At 58.3% G+C, this 17,678-nt stretch carries 12 protein-coding genes, 1 tRNA gene and 1 rRNA gene; 10 read left to right on the top strand and 4 right to left on the bottom strand.

Annotation, left to right across the window (positions count from 1 at the left end):
• The first annotated feature begins 55 nt into the window (after positions 1 to 55).
• The 4 genes from IEW17_RS00070 to IEW17_RS00055 all read left to right on the top strand — a co-directional run bounded on the left by IEW17_RS00070 (position 56) and on the right by IEW17_RS00055 (position 7,345).
• Positions 56 to 1,057: a FecCD family ABC transporter permease gene (locus IEW17_RS00070; protein ID WP_188559969.1), complete on the top strand. Its 1,002-nt coding sequence runs from the start codon at positions 56 to 58 to the stop codon at positions 1,055 to 1,057.
• 139 nt (positions 1,058 to 1,196) lie between these two features.
• Positions 1,197 to 1,613: a 6-pyruvoyl trahydropterin synthase family protein gene (locus IEW17_RS00065; RefSeq protein ID WP_188559968.1), complete on the top strand. Its 417-nt coding sequence runs from the start codon at positions 1,197 to 1,199 to the stop codon at positions 1,611 to 1,613.
• A gap of 106 nt (positions 1,614 to 1,719) precedes the next feature.
• Complete coding sequence (lpxB, locus tag IEW17_RS00060; protein ID WP_188559967.1) at positions 1,720 to 2,832, top strand: lipid-A-disaccharide synthase; 1,113 nt, start codon at positions 1,720 to 1,722, stop codon at positions 2,830 to 2,832.
• Positions 2,833 to 3,133: 301 nt separating this feature from the next.
• Entirely contained in the window at positions 3,134 to 7,345 is a 4,212-nt protein-coding gene (locus IEW17_RS00055; RefSeq protein WP_188559966.1) for an IPT/TIG domain-containing protein, read from the top strand.
• 89 nt (positions 7,346 to 7,434) lie between these two features.
• On the opposite strand, the gene clpX is transcribed toward IEW17_RS00055, so the two are convergent.
• The 4 genes from clpX to IEW17_RS00035 all read right to left on the bottom strand — a co-directional run bounded on the left by clpX (position 7,435) and on the right by IEW17_RS00035 (position 11,293).
• A complete protein-coding gene (gene clpX, locus IEW17_RS00050) occupies positions 7,435 to 8,658 on the bottom strand; it encodes an ATP-dependent Clp protease ATP-binding subunit ClpX (protein WP_188559965.1) in 1,224 nt (407 codons plus the stop codon).
• A 284-nt stretch (positions 8,659 to 8,942) separates the two neighbouring features.
• On the bottom strand, positions 8,943 to 9,650 hold the full coding sequence (locus IEW17_RS00045; RefSeq protein ID WP_262891818.1) for a ClpP family protease: 708 nt from the start codon (positions 9,648 to 9,650) through the stop codon (positions 8,943 to 8,945).
• Positions 9,651 to 9,791: 141 nt separating this feature from the next.
• Positions 9,792 to 11,120 carry a trigger factor gene (gene tig / locus IEW17_RS00040; RefSeq protein ID WP_188559964.1) on the bottom strand — a complete coding sequence of 443 codons (1,329 nt, stop codon included), beginning with the start codon at positions 11,118 to 11,120 and terminating at the stop codon, positions 9,792 to 9,794.
• Between the two features lie 91 nt (positions 11,121 to 11,211).
• Positions 11,212 to 11,293 (bottom strand) — tRNA-Leu (locus IEW17_RS00035).
• Between the two features lie 194 nt (positions 11,294 to 11,487).
• Here IEW17_RS00035 and IEW17_RS00030 point away from each other — a divergent pair.
• From IEW17_RS00030 to IEW17_RS00005, 6 genes are all read left to right on the top strand, one after another.
• Complete coding sequence (locus IEW17_RS00030) at positions 11,488 to 13,683, top strand: RelA/SpoT family protein (RefSeq protein ID WP_188559963.1); 2,196 nt, start codon at positions 11,488 to 11,490, stop codon at positions 13,681 to 13,683.
• Between the two features lie 2 nt (positions 13,684 to 13,685).
• A complete protein-coding gene (locus IEW17_RS00025; protein WP_188560142.1) occupies positions 13,686 to 14,015 on the top strand; it encodes a CHY zinc finger protein in 330 nt (109 codons plus the stop codon).
• Positions 14,016 to 14,235: 220 nt separating this feature from the next.
• Positions 14,236 to 14,709: a Fur family transcriptional regulator gene (locus IEW17_RS00020; protein ID WP_188560141.1), complete on the top strand. Its 474-nt coding sequence runs from the start codon at positions 14,236 to 14,238 to the stop codon at positions 14,707 to 14,709.
• Positions 14,706 to 15,056 (top strand): STAS domain-containing protein, encoded by a 351-nt coding sequence (locus IEW17_RS00015; protein ID WP_188559962.1) that lies wholly within the window; start codon positions 14,706 to 14,708, stop codon positions 15,054 to 15,056. Before IEW17_RS00020 ends, IEW17_RS00015 begins: the two co-directional genes overlap by 4 nt.
• Before the next feature lie 198 nt (positions 15,057 to 15,254).
• Positions 15,255 to 16,523, top strand: a complete 1,269-nt coding sequence (locus IEW17_RS00010; protein ID WP_188559961.1) for an adenylosuccinate synthase — start codon at positions 15,255 to 15,257, stop codon at positions 16,521 to 16,523.
• Between the two features lie 901 nt (positions 16,524 to 17,424).
• Positions 17,425 to 17,678 (top strand): 16S ribosomal RNA (locus IEW17_RS00005); the annotation flags it as partial.

Genomic DNA, 17,678 nt, shown 5'->3' with positions numbered 1-17,678 from the left:
GAATTAAAAATTAGAGGTCAGACCGTCTGTTATGCACGTCATTCTCGATTTTTAATTGACTTCCCGGCGTCCCCTTCTGTGGCTCATCATTGGGCTCATTCTCGTGCTGGCGCTGGTGCTGCTGGGCCTGCGCGTGGGCAGCTACACCACGTCGTATTCGTTCATCCTCAACACCTTCCGCCACTACGACCCCACCGACCCGGCCCAGCTGGTGCTGGTGCAGCTGCGGTTGCCGCGCCTGCTGCTGGCGCTGCTGGCCGGGGCCAGCCTGGCCGTGAGCGGCCACCTCCTGCAAACGCTGGTAACCAACCCGCTGGCCGACCCCTATTTGTTGGGCACGGCCTCGGGGGCTTCGCTGGGGGCCATTGCCGCTTACGTTTTGGTGCCCTCGCTCACGGCCATGGGCGTGTACTTGCCGCCGGTGGCGGCGTTGGTGGGCGCGTTTGTGGCCACGCTGCTGGTGGTGGCCCTGGGCACCCGCCGCGGGCGCATTCTGCCGGCCCCGCTGCTGCTGGCGGGGGTGGCGGTGGGGGCGCTGGCTTCGGCATTGGGCAGCCTGCTCACCTTTTTGGCCACGCCCGAAGGCAGTTTGCGCAGCGTGGTATTCTGGGCGTTTGGTAGTTTTGAGCGGGCCGGCTGGAACGTACTGCCGTACCCGGCGGCAGCGCTGGGCATCAGCCTGATAGTACTGGCTTTCCTACAGAAAGACCTCAACCTATTGCTGCTGGGGGAGGAGCGGGCCGCCGCCTTGGGCCTGCCCATAGCCCGGCGGCGTTGGCTGCTGGTGTTGCTGGCGGCCGGTTTCACGGGGGGCGTGGTGGCGCTGTGCGGGCCGGTGGGCTTTGTGGGGCTGCTGGTGCCGCACCTCACGCGCGGCCTGCTGGGTACCACGGGCCGCTACAATTTGCTGGTATGCGCGGTGCTGGGTGGGGCCTTTCTGCTGGCCTGCGACCTGCTGGCCCGCCTGCTCTACCCGCCCGCCGGGCTGCCCGTGGGCTTGGTCACGGCCCTGTTCGGGGTACCCTTCTTCGTATATTTGCTGCGGAAAACCAGTTGATGTGCTGAATTTTTGATTTGCTGATGTGGCCGTTTCGCACGCTTCAGCCCCACAGAAATTACAGTATTCATTGCCGGAAGCCCTTTGGCGGGTTCGGTTGTCAGCACATCAGCACATCATAAGAATTAGTAATCAATAAATGATATACGTTAGCCGCCAGGAACATTTCAACGCCGCCCACAAGCTGCACAACCCCAAGTGGAGCGACGAGCGCAACCGCGAGGTGTTCGGCCCCTGCGCCAATATCAATTGGCACGGCCACAACTACGACCTGATTGTGACCGTGAAAGGCCAGCCCGACCCCGAAACCGGCTTTGTAGTCGACCTCAAAGCCCTTTCGGACTTGCTGCGCGTTCACATTACCGACCAGGTCGACCACAAAAACCTTAACCTCGACGTGCCCTTCATGGCCGGCCTCATGGCCAGCACCGAGAACCTGGCCATTGCCTTCTGGCAGATTCTGGAGCGGGAGCTGCCCAGCATTACCCTGGCCCAGCTGCACTGCATAAAGCTCTATGAAACGCCGCGCAACTTTGTAGAGTACTACGGCGGCTAGCGCCAGTGCGATTAAAAATTAAAAATTACGAATTAAAAATGCCCTGCGGAATGCACGATGGCAGCATCAATTTTTAATTTTTAATGCATGATTTTTAATTAAAAGAATGAAGTATTATTTGATAGCTGGCGAGCGTTCGGGCGATTTTCACGCCGCCAACCTCATGCACGAGCTGCAGGGCCAGGATGCCAACGCGCAGTTTCGCTACTGGGGCGGCGACCTGATGCAGGCCGAAGGCGGCGAGCTGGTGCGGCACTACCAGGATTTGGCCATTATGGGCTTTCTGGAGGCCGCTACCAGTGTGCTCAAGTTTCGCGGCTACCTCAAGCAGTGCCAGCAGGACCTGATGGCCTACAAGCCCGATGTGCTGATTCTGGTGGACTACGCCGGCTTCAACCTGCGCATGGCCAAATTCGCCAAAGCCCAGGGAACCAAAGTGTTCTACTATATTTCGCCCAAAATATGGGCCTGGAACCAGGGCCGGGTGGAGCAGGTGAAGGCCCGCGTCGACAAGATGTTTACCATTCTGCCCTTCGAAACCGAGTTTTATCAGAAGTTTGGGTACGCCGTGGATTACACCGGCAACCCAACCGCCGATGCGGTGGCTGAATTTGAGCCCACCGCCGACTTTTTCCTGCGCAACCAGCTCAATCCCGATAAGCCCATTATTGCCGTGCTGCCCGGCTCGCGCAAGCAGGAAATCGAAGAAATGCTGCACGAAATGATTGCCATTCTGCCTGGTTTTCAAGAATACCAGTTCGTGGTGGCGGGCGTCACCAACCTCGACCCTAATTACTATCGGCACTTCGAACGCAACGGCATCAAATTCCTGTTCGACCAAACCTTCGACCTGCTTAGCCACGCCAAAGCGGCGCTGGTGACCAGCGGCACGGCCACCCTCGAAACCGCCCTTTTCGATGTACCCCAGATTGTGTGCTACCGCACCAGCAGCCTGAGCTACGCCATCGGCAAAATGGTCATTAAAGTGCCCTATATCTCGCTGGTTAACCTAATAGTGGGCCGCGCCGTGGTAAAGGAGTTGATTCAGGGTGATTTCAACGCTCGTAACCTGCTCGACGAACTGCGCAAAATGCTGACCAATGCCGACTATATGGCTCAGCTAAAAGCGGGCTACGCCGACTTGCGCGCGAAGCTGGGCCAGCACCAGGCCGCCAAAAAAACCGCCGAGCTGATGGTGAAATACCTGCAAGCCGCCTGACGCGTATTACCCCCGCCGTTTTGCGGCTGATTAGTGCGAAGTCCGCTCATCGTTCAATTAATTTTTGAATGATGAGCGGACTTCGCGATTACGGTAATTGACGTAAAAGCCCCCATAACATTAGTCGCCGGCAGCCGGGGCCATTCCTTGAAAAAAACCGTACGATGGAGCCATTTCGGGCATCGGCTCGGTAATGACTGTTCACAACCTTTTGCTTTAGCCAGGTGGCAGGCTGTTAGTTGAGTCTGGAATGTTAGATTTTACTTAGATTTACTGCTTACACCTCATTCACTGTTTTTAGATGGAGCAACCTTACAAACGGCAGTCGGCTACCCACCGGCCGACAACTATTTCGGCGGCCAAAGCGGCGCTGCGCCGCCTTGGTGCGCTGGTGCTGCTGGGTACCGGAACGGTCCTGAGCGCGCAGGCCCAAACCACCCAATTTTTCCGGGCTGATGACGAGGCCCGTGGCGCTGCCGTTGCCTCGCCGCTGGCCGCTGCCCTGCGCCACTCGCGGCCCCTCACGCTGGACGTAGCCGGCCTGCGGGCCGCCCTGGCCACGGCCCCCGCCGAAGCCCGGGCCGGGACCGCGCCGCTGGTGCTGGCCCTGCCGCTGCCCGATGGCCGCACGGGGCGCTTCGCGCTACGCCAGGCCCCGGTGATGGCCCCTGCGCTCGCCTCCCGCTTCCCCGAAATTAAGACCTACGCCGGCGTGGGCCTCGACGATGCCACGGCTTCGGTGCGGCTCGACCTGAGCCCGCAGGGCTTTCACGCCCAGGTGCTGGCCACCGGCGGCCAGAGCTTCTACATCGACCCCGTGAGCCGGACCGACAACCGGCACTACCTCGGCTTTTACCGCAACGACATGGACCGGGCCGCGGCCGGGCCCATTCCCGTCTGTGAGTTTGCCCCCACCCCGGCCGAGCTGAAAGCCAGCGATGCCCGCGTGGCGGCGGCCACGGCCAGCGGCGCGGCCGGCCCGCTGGCCAGCGGTGCCGAACTGCGCACCTACCGCCTGGCCATGGCCGCTACCGGCGAGTACACGGCTTTCCACGGCGGCACGGTGGCCTCGGCGCTGGCGGCCATCGTAACCAGCGTGAACCGCGTGGTGGGTGTGTACGAAAAGGAACTGGCCGTGCGCCTGGTGCTGGTGGCCAATAATAATCTGCTGGTATACACTGACGCTGCTACCGACCCCTACACCAACACCAGTGGCGACCTGCCGGCTAACGTAGCCACCATCAACTCCATCATCGGCCCGGCGAACTACGACATCGGCCACCTAGTGGGCACGGGCGGCGGCGGCGTGGCCGGCCTGGGTGTGGTGTGCGGCCCCGGCAAGGCCCGCGGCCTGACCGGCTCAGCCAGTCCCGTCGGCGACGCTTTCGACATCGACTACGTGGCCCACGAGATTGGCCACCAGTTCAGCGGCAACCACCCCTTCAACGGCAACGCTGGCAGCTGCGCGGGCGGCAACCGCCGGGCCAGCACCGCCTGGGAGCCCGGCTCGGGCTCGACCATCATGGCCTACGCTGGCATTTGCCAGGCGAGTAACAACCTGCAGCCCAACTCGGACCCCATCTTCCATACGGGCAATTACCAGGAGATGCGGGTTTTCATCGACGGCACCACCTGCGCCGTGAACACGGCCACCGGCAACACGGCCCCGGTGGTGACCGCCCCGGCCAACAAAGCGTTGCCCATCGCCACGCCCTTCCGGCTCACGGCCACGGCCATTGATGCCGATAACGACCCGCTGACCTATATGTGGGAAGAGCTCGACCTGGGTCCCCAGCAGTCGCCGACCGACGCGCAGGTGGCCAACGTGAACGTGCCCCTGTTTCGCTCGTTCGTGCCCGTGGCCAGCGGCACCCGCTTCTTTCCGCGCCTCATCAGCCTCGTGAACAACACCACCGTGCTCGGCGAGCGGCTGCCCACTGTCACGCGCCTGCTGCGCTTCCGCTGCACGGCCCGCGACCAGCGCAGCGGCCCGGCCGGCGTGATTGGCGGCGTGGACTACAGCTCCCTCGTGACCCTGGACGTGACCAGCACCGCCGGCCCCTTCGTGGTGCAGGCCCCCAACACGGCCATCACCTGGATTGGCGGGGCCGCCCAAACCGTGACCTGGAGCGTGGCCAACACTACCGCCGCCCCGGTCAGCTGCGCCCTGGTCAACATCCGCCTCAGCCTCGACGGCGGCCTGACCTATCCCACGGTGCTGGCCACCAACGAAGTCAACGACGGCTCGGCCGTGGTGGTGGCCCCCGGCACCTTCACCACCAACCAGACCCAGGCCCGCGTTATGGTGGAGGCTGCCGACAACTACTTCTTCGATATTTCGAACGCCAACTTCACCATCACTCCGCCCGCTACAGGCCCCACCATCACCAGCTTCTCGCCGCCGAGCGGGCCGGCGGGTACGGTGGTCACGGTGCTGGGCTCAAACTTTACCGGGGTCACCGCCGTGACTTTCAACGGCACGGCCGCGGCTAGCTTCACGGCGGTGTCGGCTACTCAGCTCACGGCCATCGTGGCGGCGGGCAGCACCACGGGCCTCGTCACCATCACGGCCCCTACCGGCACGGCCACGTCGGTCACGCCGTTCTTCGTGGGCTTCCCGCCCACTATCACCAGCTTCGCGCCCACCAGCGGGCCGATAGGTACCACGGTCGTCATCACGGGCACCAACCTGACCGGTGCCACGCAAGTGACGTTCAACGGTACGTCGGCTCCGGTCTTTACGGTGAACTCGGCTACGCAGATTACGGCCACCGTGCCGGTCGGAGCCATCACCGGCCCCATCGGCGTGACCACGCCCATCAACACCGCCGCTTCGGTTGCCAGCTTCACGGTTATCCCGCCGCCCACCATCACCAGCTTCACGCCCACCGGCGGCCTGGCCGGCACGGTGGTCACGGTAACGGGCACGAACTTCACCGACGCTACGGCCGTGGTCTTCAATGGCACGGCTGCCCCCGGCTTCGTAGTGAACTCGGCTACCCAGATTACCGTGAGCGCGCCCGCCGGGGTCACCACTGGCCCCATCAGCGTGACGACCCCGGGCGGCACGGCCACTTCGGCCACGCCCTTCACCGTGGGCACGCCGCCCATCATCACCAGCTTCGCGCCCATCACCGGGCCGGTGGGCACGGTGGTCACCATCACCGGCACCGACCTGACGGGGACTACGCAAGTGCGCTTCAACGGCACGGTGGCACCCGTGTTCACGGTGAACTCGGCGACCCAGATTACGGCCACCGTGCCGACTGGTGCCACTACCGGCCCCATCAGCGTGACCACGCCCATCAACATCGCTGCCTCGGCTACCAGCTTCACGGTTATTCCGGCACCGGTTATCACCTCGTTCTCGCCCACGGCTGGCCAGGCCGGCGCGGTGGTGGTGCTCACGGGCAACAACTTCACGGGCGCTACGGCCGTGGCCTTTAACGGTACGGCAGCACCCGGCTTTGTGGTGAATTCGAACACCCAGATTACCGTGAGCGCGCCGGCTGGTGTCACCACCGGCCTTATCACCGTCACGGGACCCGGCGGCATCGGCACATCGGGCACCAACTTCACGGTGCCGCCAGCCAACGACTTCTGCGCCAATGCTATTGCTCTGGCCTGCGGCCAGACGGTGAGCGGCACTACGGTAGGCGCCACCACCACCGGCGACCCCACGGGCTCCTGCGGCACGTCGGTAGACGGCGGCGGGGTATTTTACACCCTCATCGGTACGGGCGGCAGTATTAGTGTCACGACCTGTAACGCCGGCCCTGGCTTCGACACCAAGCTGTTTGTGTTTTCGGGTAGCTGCGGTGCCTACGTCTGCGTGGGTGGCAACGACGACGACCCCGCGTGCACGACGGGCCCCTTTCGTTCGCGGGTGACGTTCTCCTCGGTGGCCGGCACCACCTACTACCTGCTGGTGGGCGGCTACCAGGATGCCACGGGCCCCGTTACTGCGGGCGCCTTCACCTTGAGCGCCACCTGTTTCCCAGTACCACCAGCCATCACGGGCCTGAGCCCAAACTCCGGCCCGGTGGGTGCACTCGTAACCATCACGGGCACGAACCTAGCCGGCGCTACCTCTGTCACAATCAACGGTGTAGCCATAACCGGTTTCACGGTGGTGAACGCTACCACCATCACCTTCACTGTGCCCGCGGGCACTACCTCCGGCAACGTGGTGGTGACCACCCCCAACGGTACCAGCGCTGGCAGCCCCTTCACCTTCACGGTGGTGACGGCCACGGCCAGCGTCCGCCGCAGCGAGTTCAGCGTGTGGCCAAACCCCATTGCGGCCAAAGGCACGCTGAATGTTAAACTGGCAATCCCAGCAGCATCGGCCCGCCTCACCCTGCACAACGTGCTGGGCCAAGTGGTAAGCACCCGCGCCTTCAGCGGCAGCACCACCGAGCTGGCTACTACGGGCCTGGCCGCCGGCACCTACCTGCTCACGGTAGAAACCGAACGTGGTGCCCCCAGCATCCAGCGCGTAGTAGTGGAGTAGGAAGGGAGTTAAAAGTTAACAGTGAAAAGTTAAAAAGGCCGCTCCAGCGTATGGGGCGGCCTTTTTAACTTTTCACTGTTAACTCGTTTCTACGCCGCCCGCATGTGGCGCAGCGGCGACTTCTCAAACTTGCTGCGGCAGTAGCTCAGGTTAATCTGCAACGCGTCGGACCCTTCCTCGGAGGGCATTTCGAACATGGCATCGGTCATGATGCTTTCGCAGATGGAGCGCAGGCCCCGCGCGCCCAGGCGGTACTCGTCGGCTTTCTCCACGATGTACTCCAAGGCGTCCTCCGTGAAGCTGAGCTCGATGTTCTCCATGCCAAATAGGCGCTTGTACTGACGCACGAGCGAGTTCTTAGGCTCGGTCAGAATCAGGCGTAGCGTGTTGCGGTCCAATGGATTAAGGTGAGTAAGCACCGGCAGGCGTCCAATCAGCTCGGGAATCAGGCCGAAGCTCTTGATGTCCTGGGCCGATACGTAGCGCAGAAAGTTATCTGTATCCACCTGCTCCTCAAGGTTCGTTTTAGCGAAGCCCATCGGTTTGGTATTCAAACGGCTCTTGATGATGCGGTCGAGGCCCGAGAAGGCGCCGCCGCAGATGAAGAGGATGTTCTCGGTGTTCACCGAAATCATCTTTTGCTCGGGGTGCTTGCGTCCCCCTTGGGGCGGCACGTTGATGTTAGTGCCTTCCAGCAGCTTCAACAAGGCCTGCTGCACGCCTTCGCCGCTCACGTCGCGCGTGATGCTGGGGTTATCGCTCTTACGGGCAATTTTGTCGATTTCGTCGATGTACACAATGCCGCGCTCGGCGGCTTCCAGGTTGTAGTCGGCCGCTTGGAGCAGGCGGGTGAGGATACTTTCCACGTCTTCGCCCACGTAGCCTGCCTCGGTGAGCACCGTGGCATCGGCAATGCAGAAGGGTACTTGCAGAATTTTGGCCAGCATGCGGGCCAGGAAGGTTTTGCCAGTGCCGGTTTCGCCCACCATGATGATGTTCGACTTTTCAATCTGCACTTCATCTTCCTGAGGCTTCTGCATCAGGCGTTTGTAGTGGTTATACACGGCCACGGCCATCACGCGCTTGGCCTCGTCCTGGCCCACCACGTACTGGTCGAGGTGCTCCTTAATGGCGCGGGGCTTGATGAGGTTGAACTTGGGCTGGTTGCTGGCGTCCTGGGCTTTGGCTTCTTCGTCGAGGATGTGCTGGGCCTGGCCCACGCATTTTTCGCAAATGTGGGCGTTGATGCCCGAAATCATGACGGCGACTTCGCGCTTGCTCTTATTGCAAAAGGAACAGGATATTTCGGCCACGGAGGAAAGACTAGAATAGGGTGGGAGGGGCCTGCGTTTCAACAAGCGGGCTCAAAGATACGACAAGCCCAACGTCAGGAGCCTGAAAAATGGTGCCGTTTCGTAAACTTGGTTGCACCGCCGCGGCCTACGGGGAAGCAGTATCGGAATATAGTAAGTCGATACAAAATGCCTGACCCGAAGTGCGTTGGCTGCCGGTAATAAAAAGGCCCCTGCCGCAAAGCAGGGGCCCCCTTATATCAAAAACAATCGATGAAATGAGCCGGAGTGGCTGAAATCAATGATTAAGCTTTCTTCTTCTCGAGCACTTCGTCAATCAGGCCGTACTCTTTGGCTTCGTCGGCGCGCATCCAGTAGTCGCGGTCCGAGTTGTCATGAATTTCCTGGTAGGTTTTGCCGGTGTGCTGGGCCAAAATGTCATACAGCTCCTTCTTCAGCTTGAGGATTTCGCGGGCCGTAATCTCAATGTCCGACGACTGGCCCTGTGCACCGCCCGAAGGCTGGTGAATCATCACGCGGGCGTGGGGCAAAGCCGAGCGCTTGTTAGGAGCACCACCGGCCAGCAGCACGGCACCCATCGAAGCCGCGAGGCCGGTGCAAATCGTGGCCACGTCGGGGTTAACGTACTGCATGGTGTCGTAAATACCGAGGCCGGCGTACACCGACCCACCGGGCGAGTTGATGTAGAGCAAAATATCTTTCTTCGCATCAGCCGACTCCAGAAACAGCATCTGTGCCGTCAGGATATTGGCTACGTAGTCATCCACGGCCGTGCCCAAGAACACGATGCGGTCCATGATGAGGCGCGAAAACACGTCGATTTCAGCGAAGCGCGTGGGGCGCTCCTCAATTACCGAACGGGTCATGCCCGTGAAGTTCTGGCGCACCACGCCTTCCATGTGGTTGAGGTACTGGTCTACGCCCAAGCCGTTGAGGCCCTGGCCTTTCACCGCAAACTTGCGAAACTCTTGCTTATTCAATAATGGGTTCATCGGAGAGAAATGTGGCGCACGCCGGAGCTTGCGCGGGTGAGGGTTGAAAGACGGACGAAGTAAGCGAATGTTGTCGGAACACCAACAAAAAAGCCCCTACGTTTCCGTAAGGGCTTTTCCAAAAACTGGGCTGCCGAGCGGTTAGCTGTGCAGGGTCCGGAATTCTTCGGCCGTTACGGGCTTCTCGGTAACAACAACTTTGCCGCGTAGGTTTTCCAGCACTTTCTCTGCCAGAATGGCCTCGTACTCGCTCACGTAGTTTTTACCGTTCTCCTGCTTCAGGTAGCTGTCGGCGTAGCTGCGCATCGACTCACGCATCTCGTCGGGCATATTCGGCATGTTGAACTGGCCCATGATTTTGTCGAGGGTGCGGTCCATGATTTCGTCGTTGCTCACCTTCAGGCCGGCTTCTTCCACCACCTTGTTGCGAATCATGCTCCACTTCAGCTCCTTCTCGTAGTCGGTGTAGTGCTCCTCTACCTTCTCGGGGGTCAGCTTGCCGTCGTTGGCGCGCACCAGCCATTTCTTGAAGAACTCCGTAGGAATCTTGATTTCCACGGTATTCACTAGCTTTTCCACAATGCTGTTGTTCAGCGCGCCGTCGCTTTCGCGGTCGTAGTTCGACTGAATGGTCTCGCGCACTTTGGCGTCGAACTCTTCCTGCGAAGCCACGGTCTCGGGGCCAAATACTTTATCGAACAGCTCTTGGTTCATCTCGGGAGCGGCCGTGCGGTTCACTTTCTCCACGCTCAACACGTAGTCGCCTTTGGCGTCAGCCGCTTCAGCCTTGCTCAGGCCCGAGAAGTTCGAAATCGAAGCCGCATCATTGCTGAAAGCCGCCTGCAGGTCAAACGTCACCACATCGCCAGCATTTTTGCCGATGAAGGGAGCCGAGTCGCCGGTTACTTTGCTGATGGGCAGGAGCACGGTGCGGCCTTCGCCTTCCTCATCGGCTTTCTTGAATTTGCCGAAGAGGTAGTCGCCAGCCTCCGAGACCTCGGGGTTGGTCGTCTCGCCGTACTGACGGGCAATCTGCTCGTTGGTTTGGGCCAGGGTATCGTCGTCGAGGCTCACCTGGTGGCGCTCCACTTCCAGCTTGCCATCGGCGGGCAAAGCGAAATCGGGCAGCAGGCCCAACTCAAACTGAAAAGAGAATTCTTTAGCGGTGTCGAAATTGACGTCGCTCGGCACGGGCAGAGGCTCGCCCAGCAGCTTCACGTTGTTCTCCTTAATGTAGGAGTCCACGGCTTTGCCCAGCATTTTGTTGATTTCTTCAGCCAGAATGCCTTTGCCGTACATTTTGCGCACCATGCCCACTGGCACCATGCCCGGCCGGAAACCTTTCACCTGCGCCCGCTTGGTGTACTCTTTGATTTGCTTGTCAACCGTCGGCGTGTAATCAGCTTCGGTCAGGTGCACGGTCAGCAGCCCGGTCAGCTGCTCGTCGTTTTTGTCGAGGGTAATGTTCAAAACAGGAGGAGCCGGCTTCCGCTGGCCAAGTTGAATGGTTGAAAAAAAGGCCTTCAGCCTATACGACTGAAGGCCTGTATCAGATACTAAGTGCGGATAGAGGGACTCGAACCCACACGCCTTGCGGCACCAGATCCTAAGTCTGGCACGTCTACCAATTTCGCCATATCCGCATGGTCTTTCCCCGGTGCCAGTTGCTACGGGCCCGCAAAGGTACTCGCTAAAGTGATTGCGCGCAAAGGGCATTTGGAATAATGAGTTTGGGAGAATAGGGGGAGGGGCTCGGCCATCGTGAGCTTGCTGAGTAGGACCGATACCTGCTCAAACAGGCCACCTTTTCCTCGCTTGCGTTGTTACTTTACTCATTATGCCTCCCGTTATCTCCCCCGAAGCCGAGCGCCAGGAAATCCTGCGCCACTACCGCCGCCTGCTGCGCACTGCCAAGCCGTACTTGAAGGATGGTGACCCTAAGCTGATTAAGAAGGCTTTTAATCAGAGCCTGGAGGCGCACAAGGAAATGCGGCGCAAGTCGGGGGAGCCCTATATTCTGCATCCGCTGGCAGTGGCGCAGATTGCGGTGGAGGAAATTGGGCTGGGTACGACGAGCATTGTGGCCGCTTTGCTGCATGACGTGGTGGAGGACACGCCGACTGAAATTTCGGACATTGAGCGGGAATTCGGCTCTAAAGTCGCTCGGATTATCGACGGCCTTACAAAGATTTCCGGTGTTTTTGAGTACGGTACCAGCGAGCAGGCGGAGAATTTTCGCAAAATGCTGCTGACGCTTAGTGAGGATGTGCGCGTCATCCTCATTAAAATTGCTGACCGGCTGCATAATATGCGGACGCTGGATTCGATGCCGCGGCACAAGCAGCTCAAAATTGCCTCGGAGACGCTGTATCTATACGCCCCACTGGCGCATCGGCTCGGGCTCTATACTATAAAAAGTGAGCTGGAAGACTTATACCTGAAATTCACCGATACGGAAACGTATAACGAGTTGAAATCCAGGGTGCGGCAAAGCCAGAGCGTGCGAAACCGCTTTATTAAGGAGTTTGTACTGCCGATTGACGAGGAATTGAAGGCGCAGGGTTTCGAGTATGAGATAAAGGGGCGGCCCAAGAGCATCTATTCCATCCTGAAAAAGATGAAAAAGCAGAATATCACCTTTGACGAGGTGTATGACTTGTTTGCCGTTCGGGTGATTCTGGACGTGCCGCCGGAGCAGGAGAAAGCGGCCTGCTGGCAGGTATATTCCATTGTGACGGACTTTTACCAACCCAACCCCGACCGGCTGCGCGACTGGGTAAGCACGCCCAAGGCCAACGGCTACGAGAGCCTGCACACCACCGTAATGTCGCGCGCTGGGCAGTGGGTGGAGGTGCAGATTCGCTCGCGGCGTATGGACGACATTGCCGAGAAAGGCTACGCCGCGCACTGGAAATACAAGGATACCGGTAGCATTCAGCCCGAAAGCTCGCTTGAAGGCTGGGTGAACAAAGTGCGGGAGATGCTGGAATCCAACAACTCCAGCGCTCTTGAATTCATGGACGAGTTCCGGCAGAACCTGTTCGTGAAAGAAGTGTATGCGTTCACGCCCAAGGGCAAGCTCGTGATTTTGCCCGACAAGGCGACGGCGCTGGACTTCGCCTTTGACATTCACTCCCAAATTGGCTTGCATTGTCTTGGGGCGAAGGTTAATCAAAAGCTGGAGCCGCTTAGTTATCCGCTTCGCAACGGCGACCAAGTGGAGATTCTGACCTCGCACAAGCAGCGGCCGACGGCGGAATGGCTCGGTTTTGTCATCACGACGAAGGCGCGCTCTAAAATCAAGGAGTTTTTGCGCGATGACAAGCGGGCCAAGGCCGAAGACGGACGTTTCCTGTTGGAAAAGCGGCTGGAGCTTATTGGGGTGCCATTTACGCAGGATAATTTCAACCGCCTGCTGGCTTACTTCAATGTGCCCACGGCCCAGGAATTCTACTACCGTTTGGCGGTAGGGCAGGTTGACGGGCGCACCATTCGTGAGTCGCTGTTCAACGAAAAGCCCCTGCCTTCGGTGATGGAGCCGAAAACGTTCGATAACGAGGTGCAGAAAATCCGGGGTGTCCGCCCCGATATGCTGGTGGTGGGCGAGCACACTGACAAGTTCAACTACAGTATTGCCCGCTGCTGCAACCCCATACCTGGCGACGACGTGTTTGGCTTCGAAACGGAAACGGGCATCATCATTCACCGCACCAGCTGTCCGCGTGCCGTCGACCTGATGTCGAATTACGGCAACCGCATAGTGCGCGCCAAGTGGACTGAGCAGCTGGAACTGGCTTTCCTGGCTGGTATTCGCATCAAGGGCACCGACCGCGTGGGCCTTGTCAACGACGTGACCCGCATCATCAGCACCAGCCTCAAGGTGAATATGCGCGCCATTACAGTTGATAGCAATGACGGTATTTTTGAGGGCCAGATAATGGTGTTTGTGAATGATACCGACCACTTAAACAAGCTCATTCAACGCCTAAGCAGAGTGAACGGAGTGCTGCAGGTAGAGCGGTTTGAATCGTGAAAATGGAAGCTACTGCGCCAATCGTTTGCCACGGAACCAACGTGAACGAGCGCACCCAATGTGTACACTACCACTCTGAGCGCGATATTATTGCCATTAAATTCAAATGCTGCGGCGAATTCTACGCCTGCATTGAGTGCCACCAGGAAATGGCCGACCATGCCCCAATCGTTTGGCCAAAAGAGGAGTTTGCTGCCCAAGCCATTCTTTGCGGCAATTGCAAAAGCACGCTTAGCATTGCGGAGTATTTAAGTTGCGGCAACACGTGTCCAGCCTGCCAGGCAGCCTTCAACCCTGGCTGTGCCAATCATTACCACCTTTACTTTGCGTAGCGAAAACCTCAGCGAGCCAGCCCAGCTTACCTGAACTGAGTTTTTAGCGCTGCCTCATTACTCCTTATATATACTGCACACAGTGAAACTACCTCAAGCAGCAGCCCCAACTTCTCTGCCGCCATCGACTAACCCGGCCGATGAGGCCGGACAGAGAATAGGGGGCTCATCAGAAACCAGTTACGCCGCCAAGCACACGCCCAGCGCCGCCTCGCAGGGCATTCTGAATACCGATAAGCTCGAAGAAGTTAAAAAACTTTTCACCGCGCACCTGGAAAATAAAGGCCTGCGCAAAACCGGCGAGCGGTACGCCATTCTGGAGGAAATATATGCCCGTTCCGGCCACTTCGATGTCGAACAACTTTACGCCGGCATGAAAGAGCGGGGCCTGCAAGTAAGCCGCGCCACGGTCTACAACACTTTGGATTTACTTGTCGAGCAGGGCCTCGTCAGCAAGCATCAGTTTGGCCGCAACCTCGCTCAATATGAGAAGAGCTACGGTTACCGCCAGCACGACCATGTCATTTGTACTGAATGCCATAAAGTGGTGGAATTCTGCGACCCACGTATTCACGGCATCCAAACTATGGTCGGCGAGCTGCTGAACTTCCATATCTTGCATCATTCTTTAAATCTTTACGGCATTTGCGGCGACTGTCGCGCCCAGGCTGCCGCCCGTACCTCTCCTGCATGACCATCACCAGCACCGTTAAAAACGGCATTCTCTTCGTCCGCCTCACCGGCGACCTGATTGGTAGCTCCGATACCGACCAGCTCCTGCAATCCGTTAATGCGCATCTGGGTGAAGAACTGAACCACTGCGCCGTCGACCTTTCCGAAACCCGGTACATCAACAGCACCGGCATCGGCGTCCTCGTTTCGCTCCTCACCAAGTTCCGCAGCCGTGGCGGCGAGATGGTTCTCATCAACCCCGCCGACCACCCGAAGAAGTTGTTGGCCATCACTAAGCTCAATAATATCTTCACGGTAGCCGCCGATGAAGTCGCCGCTCGCCAACAGCTAACCCCGGCCGCCATTTAGGCGGCTATTTTTTTGCCTGTTTGTCATCCTGAGCTTGCGAAGGACCTCAAGGCAGTACAGTAGCTTGCAGTAATACATTCACAAAAAAACACACCAGTAATAAGCCTTCCAAATTTATCCGCACTCAGCCAACTCCCCCTCTCTACTGGAAAGGGGACCGAAGGTGGGGCGAGACGAGGAAGGAAAAACCCAACCATCATGCCAGTAGACGTATTAATAGGCCTCCAGTGGGGCGATGAAGGCAAAGGCAAAATTGTAGATGTCCTCGCACCCACCTACGACGCCGTAGCCCGCTTCCAGGGCGGCCCCAATGCCGGCCACACTCTCACCTTCGACGGCATCAAGCACGTCCTGCACCAAGTGCCCAGCGGCATTTTTCACCCCCACATCCTCAACATTGTTGGCAACGGCGTCGTCCTCGACCCCGTCGTCTTTCGTCAGGAACTCCAAAAACTCACCGATAGGGGAGTGGATTGGGCCAAAAACCTTTACATCTCCAAGAAGGCCCAGCTCATCCTGCCCTCGCACCGCGCCCTCGACCGCATCAGCGAAGAAGCCCGTGGCAACACCAAAATCGGCAGTACCCTCAAAGGCATCGGCCCCACTTATTCCGATAAAATCGGCCGCGTCGGCCTGCGTGTGGGCCACATTCTGTTGCCCGATTTTGAACAGCGTTATAAGGAAGCAGTTGCCCAGCACGCGGCCATCGCCGCCCACCATCACAAAGAACTCGAAATTGAAGCCTTAGAAGCCGACTTCTTCTCCGCTATCGCCTTCCTTCGCACCCTTCAACTCACCGACACCGAATACCTCCTCAACGACCTTCTCACCCAAGGCAAGCGTATCCTTGCTGAAGGAGCCCAAGGCTCTTTATTGGATATTGACTTCGGTTCCTATCCCTACGTTACCTCCTCCAGCACCATCGCCGCTGGTGCCTGCACCGGCCTCGGCATTGCCCCGCGTCACATAGATAAGGTGTACGGCATCACCAAAGCCTACTGCACCCGCGTTGGCAGCGGCCCGTTCCCCACCGAACTACACGACGAAGTGGGCGAGCAAATCCGCCAGGCCGGCCGCGAGTTCGGCTCCACCACCGGCCGTCCCCGCCGCACCGGCTGGATAGACCTGCCCGCCCTCCGCTACGCCATCATGCTCAACGGCGTCACCGAACTCCACCTCATGAAAGCCGACGTCCTCGACGCTTTCACCGAAATTCAGGCTTGTACCCACTACCGCACCGCCACGGGCGAGAGCACCCCGCAGCTACCCGACCCCGGTGAGCTCACCACCATTACTCCTGAGTATATCACCCTCCCCGGCTGGAACTCCGACCTCACCCAAATCACCGACGCTGCTCAACTTCCCCCAAACCTCATTTCTTATTTGGACTTCCTCGAGAAGGAGCTGCAGGTCCCTATCCGCATCGTCAGTGTAGGTCCCGACCGCGTGAGCACCCTCCACCGGTAGCCCGGAAGCTCATTAAAAAAGCGCCGTGCAGCGTATTTGCCACAAACGGTAAATACGCTGCACGGCGCTTTTTGTCATTTCCCTCTACATTCCGACCAAATGTATTTTGACTTCAAAACCACCCAGGGCTTGGTACAACAAATCCATAACTGCCCGACGCAATCAGTTAAACCCATTCCCAAGCCGACACAAGCATCAGGGCCGATGGGTTGACTCCGCGAACAATTACGTTGCTGTCCACTTTGAATCCCCCACTATTAAGAATGCCAGCATTTTTTTCGGTGCATCAATCAACGACTTACGACTCATCCACAGCTTTTTCGTGTGAGTCCCCTTGTTCCCCCCAAAAGTCCTCCTACCTTTGCAGTCCCAAAACGTCAAATGGACTACGGGATAGTACGAGCGCTGGCTTGTGGCGTAATTTGAAAGGCTACGGAACTCCTGCTAAGACTAGCTTGTCTATATCTTGGCGCACTAGCGAGCTTCAGGATTTATTTCTTGAACCCCTTGCAAAGCTGAAAACCTCCACCGTACCTTTGCAGCCCGCTTCAACAGGAAGTGATTAACTTTGCAAATCGAGCGAAAACAATTCTAAATTTTTTCGCCCCACAGTTGCAAAGCCAGTAAAAGTTGTTACCTTTGCACTCCCAAATCGAACAGGGCACTGCTTCAACAACAACATCGGGTTAAAAATTAACCCACACTGTTACTTCAAATGGAAGTGACACACGTTCTTTGAATGACGGAAACAAACAAAATAGTAAGAGTTTTACTCGCTGCATTTCCTTTGGGAAATTCACAGTGAAACAAACCAAGCGAAACGAATTAGACAATAACGTCAATATGTGAGCAAGGTCAGCACTTGACATCAGCCATTCTTCGGGATGGTGTAGAGTATTTTACAATGGAGAGTTTGATCTTGGCTCAGGATGAACGCTAGCGGCAGGCCTAATACATGCAAGTCGAACGGTTGGTAGCAATACCAATAGTGGCGCACGGGTGCGTAACGCGTAACCAACCTACCCGAATCTGGGGGATAGCCCGCCGAAAGGCGGATTAATACCGCATAAAACTGCAGCCTGGCATCAGGTAACAGTTAAAGATTTATTGGATTCGGATGGGGTTGCGTGCCATTAGCTAGTTGGCGGGGTAACG

Origin of the sequence: Hymenobacter frigidus, assembly GCF_014640435.1 — a bacterium.
Classification (GTDB): domain Bacteria; phylum Bacteroidota; class Bacteroidia; order Cytophagales; family Hymenobacteraceae; genus Hymenobacter; species Hymenobacter frigidus.
This window is presented reverse-complemented; position numbering and strand designations above follow the sequence as displayed.

Excerpts from the sequence above, each read along its gene's own strand:
- IEW17_RS00025 (WP_188560142.1), top strand. The coding sequence starts at position 13,686 with ATGGAAGCTACTGCGCCAATCGTTTGCCACGGAACCAACGTGAACGAG.
- IEW17_RS00065 (WP_188559968.1), top strand. The coding sequence starts at position 1,197 with ATGATATACGTTAGCCGCCAGGAACATTTCAACGCCGCCCACAAGCTG.
- lpxB (WP_188559967.1), top strand. The coding sequence starts at position 1,720 with ATGAAGTATTATTTGATAGCTGGCGAGCGTTCGGGCGATTTTCACGCC.
- IEW17_RS00045 (WP_262891818.1), bottom strand. The coding sequence starts at position 9,650 with ATGAACCCATTATTGAATAAGCAAGAGTTTCGCAAGTTTGCGGTGAAA.
- IEW17_RS00010 (WP_188559961.1), top strand. The coding sequence starts at position 15,255 with ATGCCAGTAGACGTATTAATAGGCCTCCAGTGGGGCGATGAAGGCAAA.
- IEW17_RS00055 (WP_188559966.1), top strand. The coding sequence starts at position 3,134 with ATGGAGCAACCTTACAAACGGCAGTCGGCTACCCACCGGCCGACAACT.
- IEW17_RS00030 (WP_188559963.1), top strand. The coding sequence starts at position 11,488 with ATGCCTCCCGTTATCTCCCCCGAAGCCGAGCGCCAGGAAATCCTGCGC.
- IEW17_RS00015 (WP_188559962.1), top strand. The coding sequence starts at position 14,706 with ATGACCATCACCAGCACCGTTAAAAACGGCATTCTCTTCGTCCGCCTC.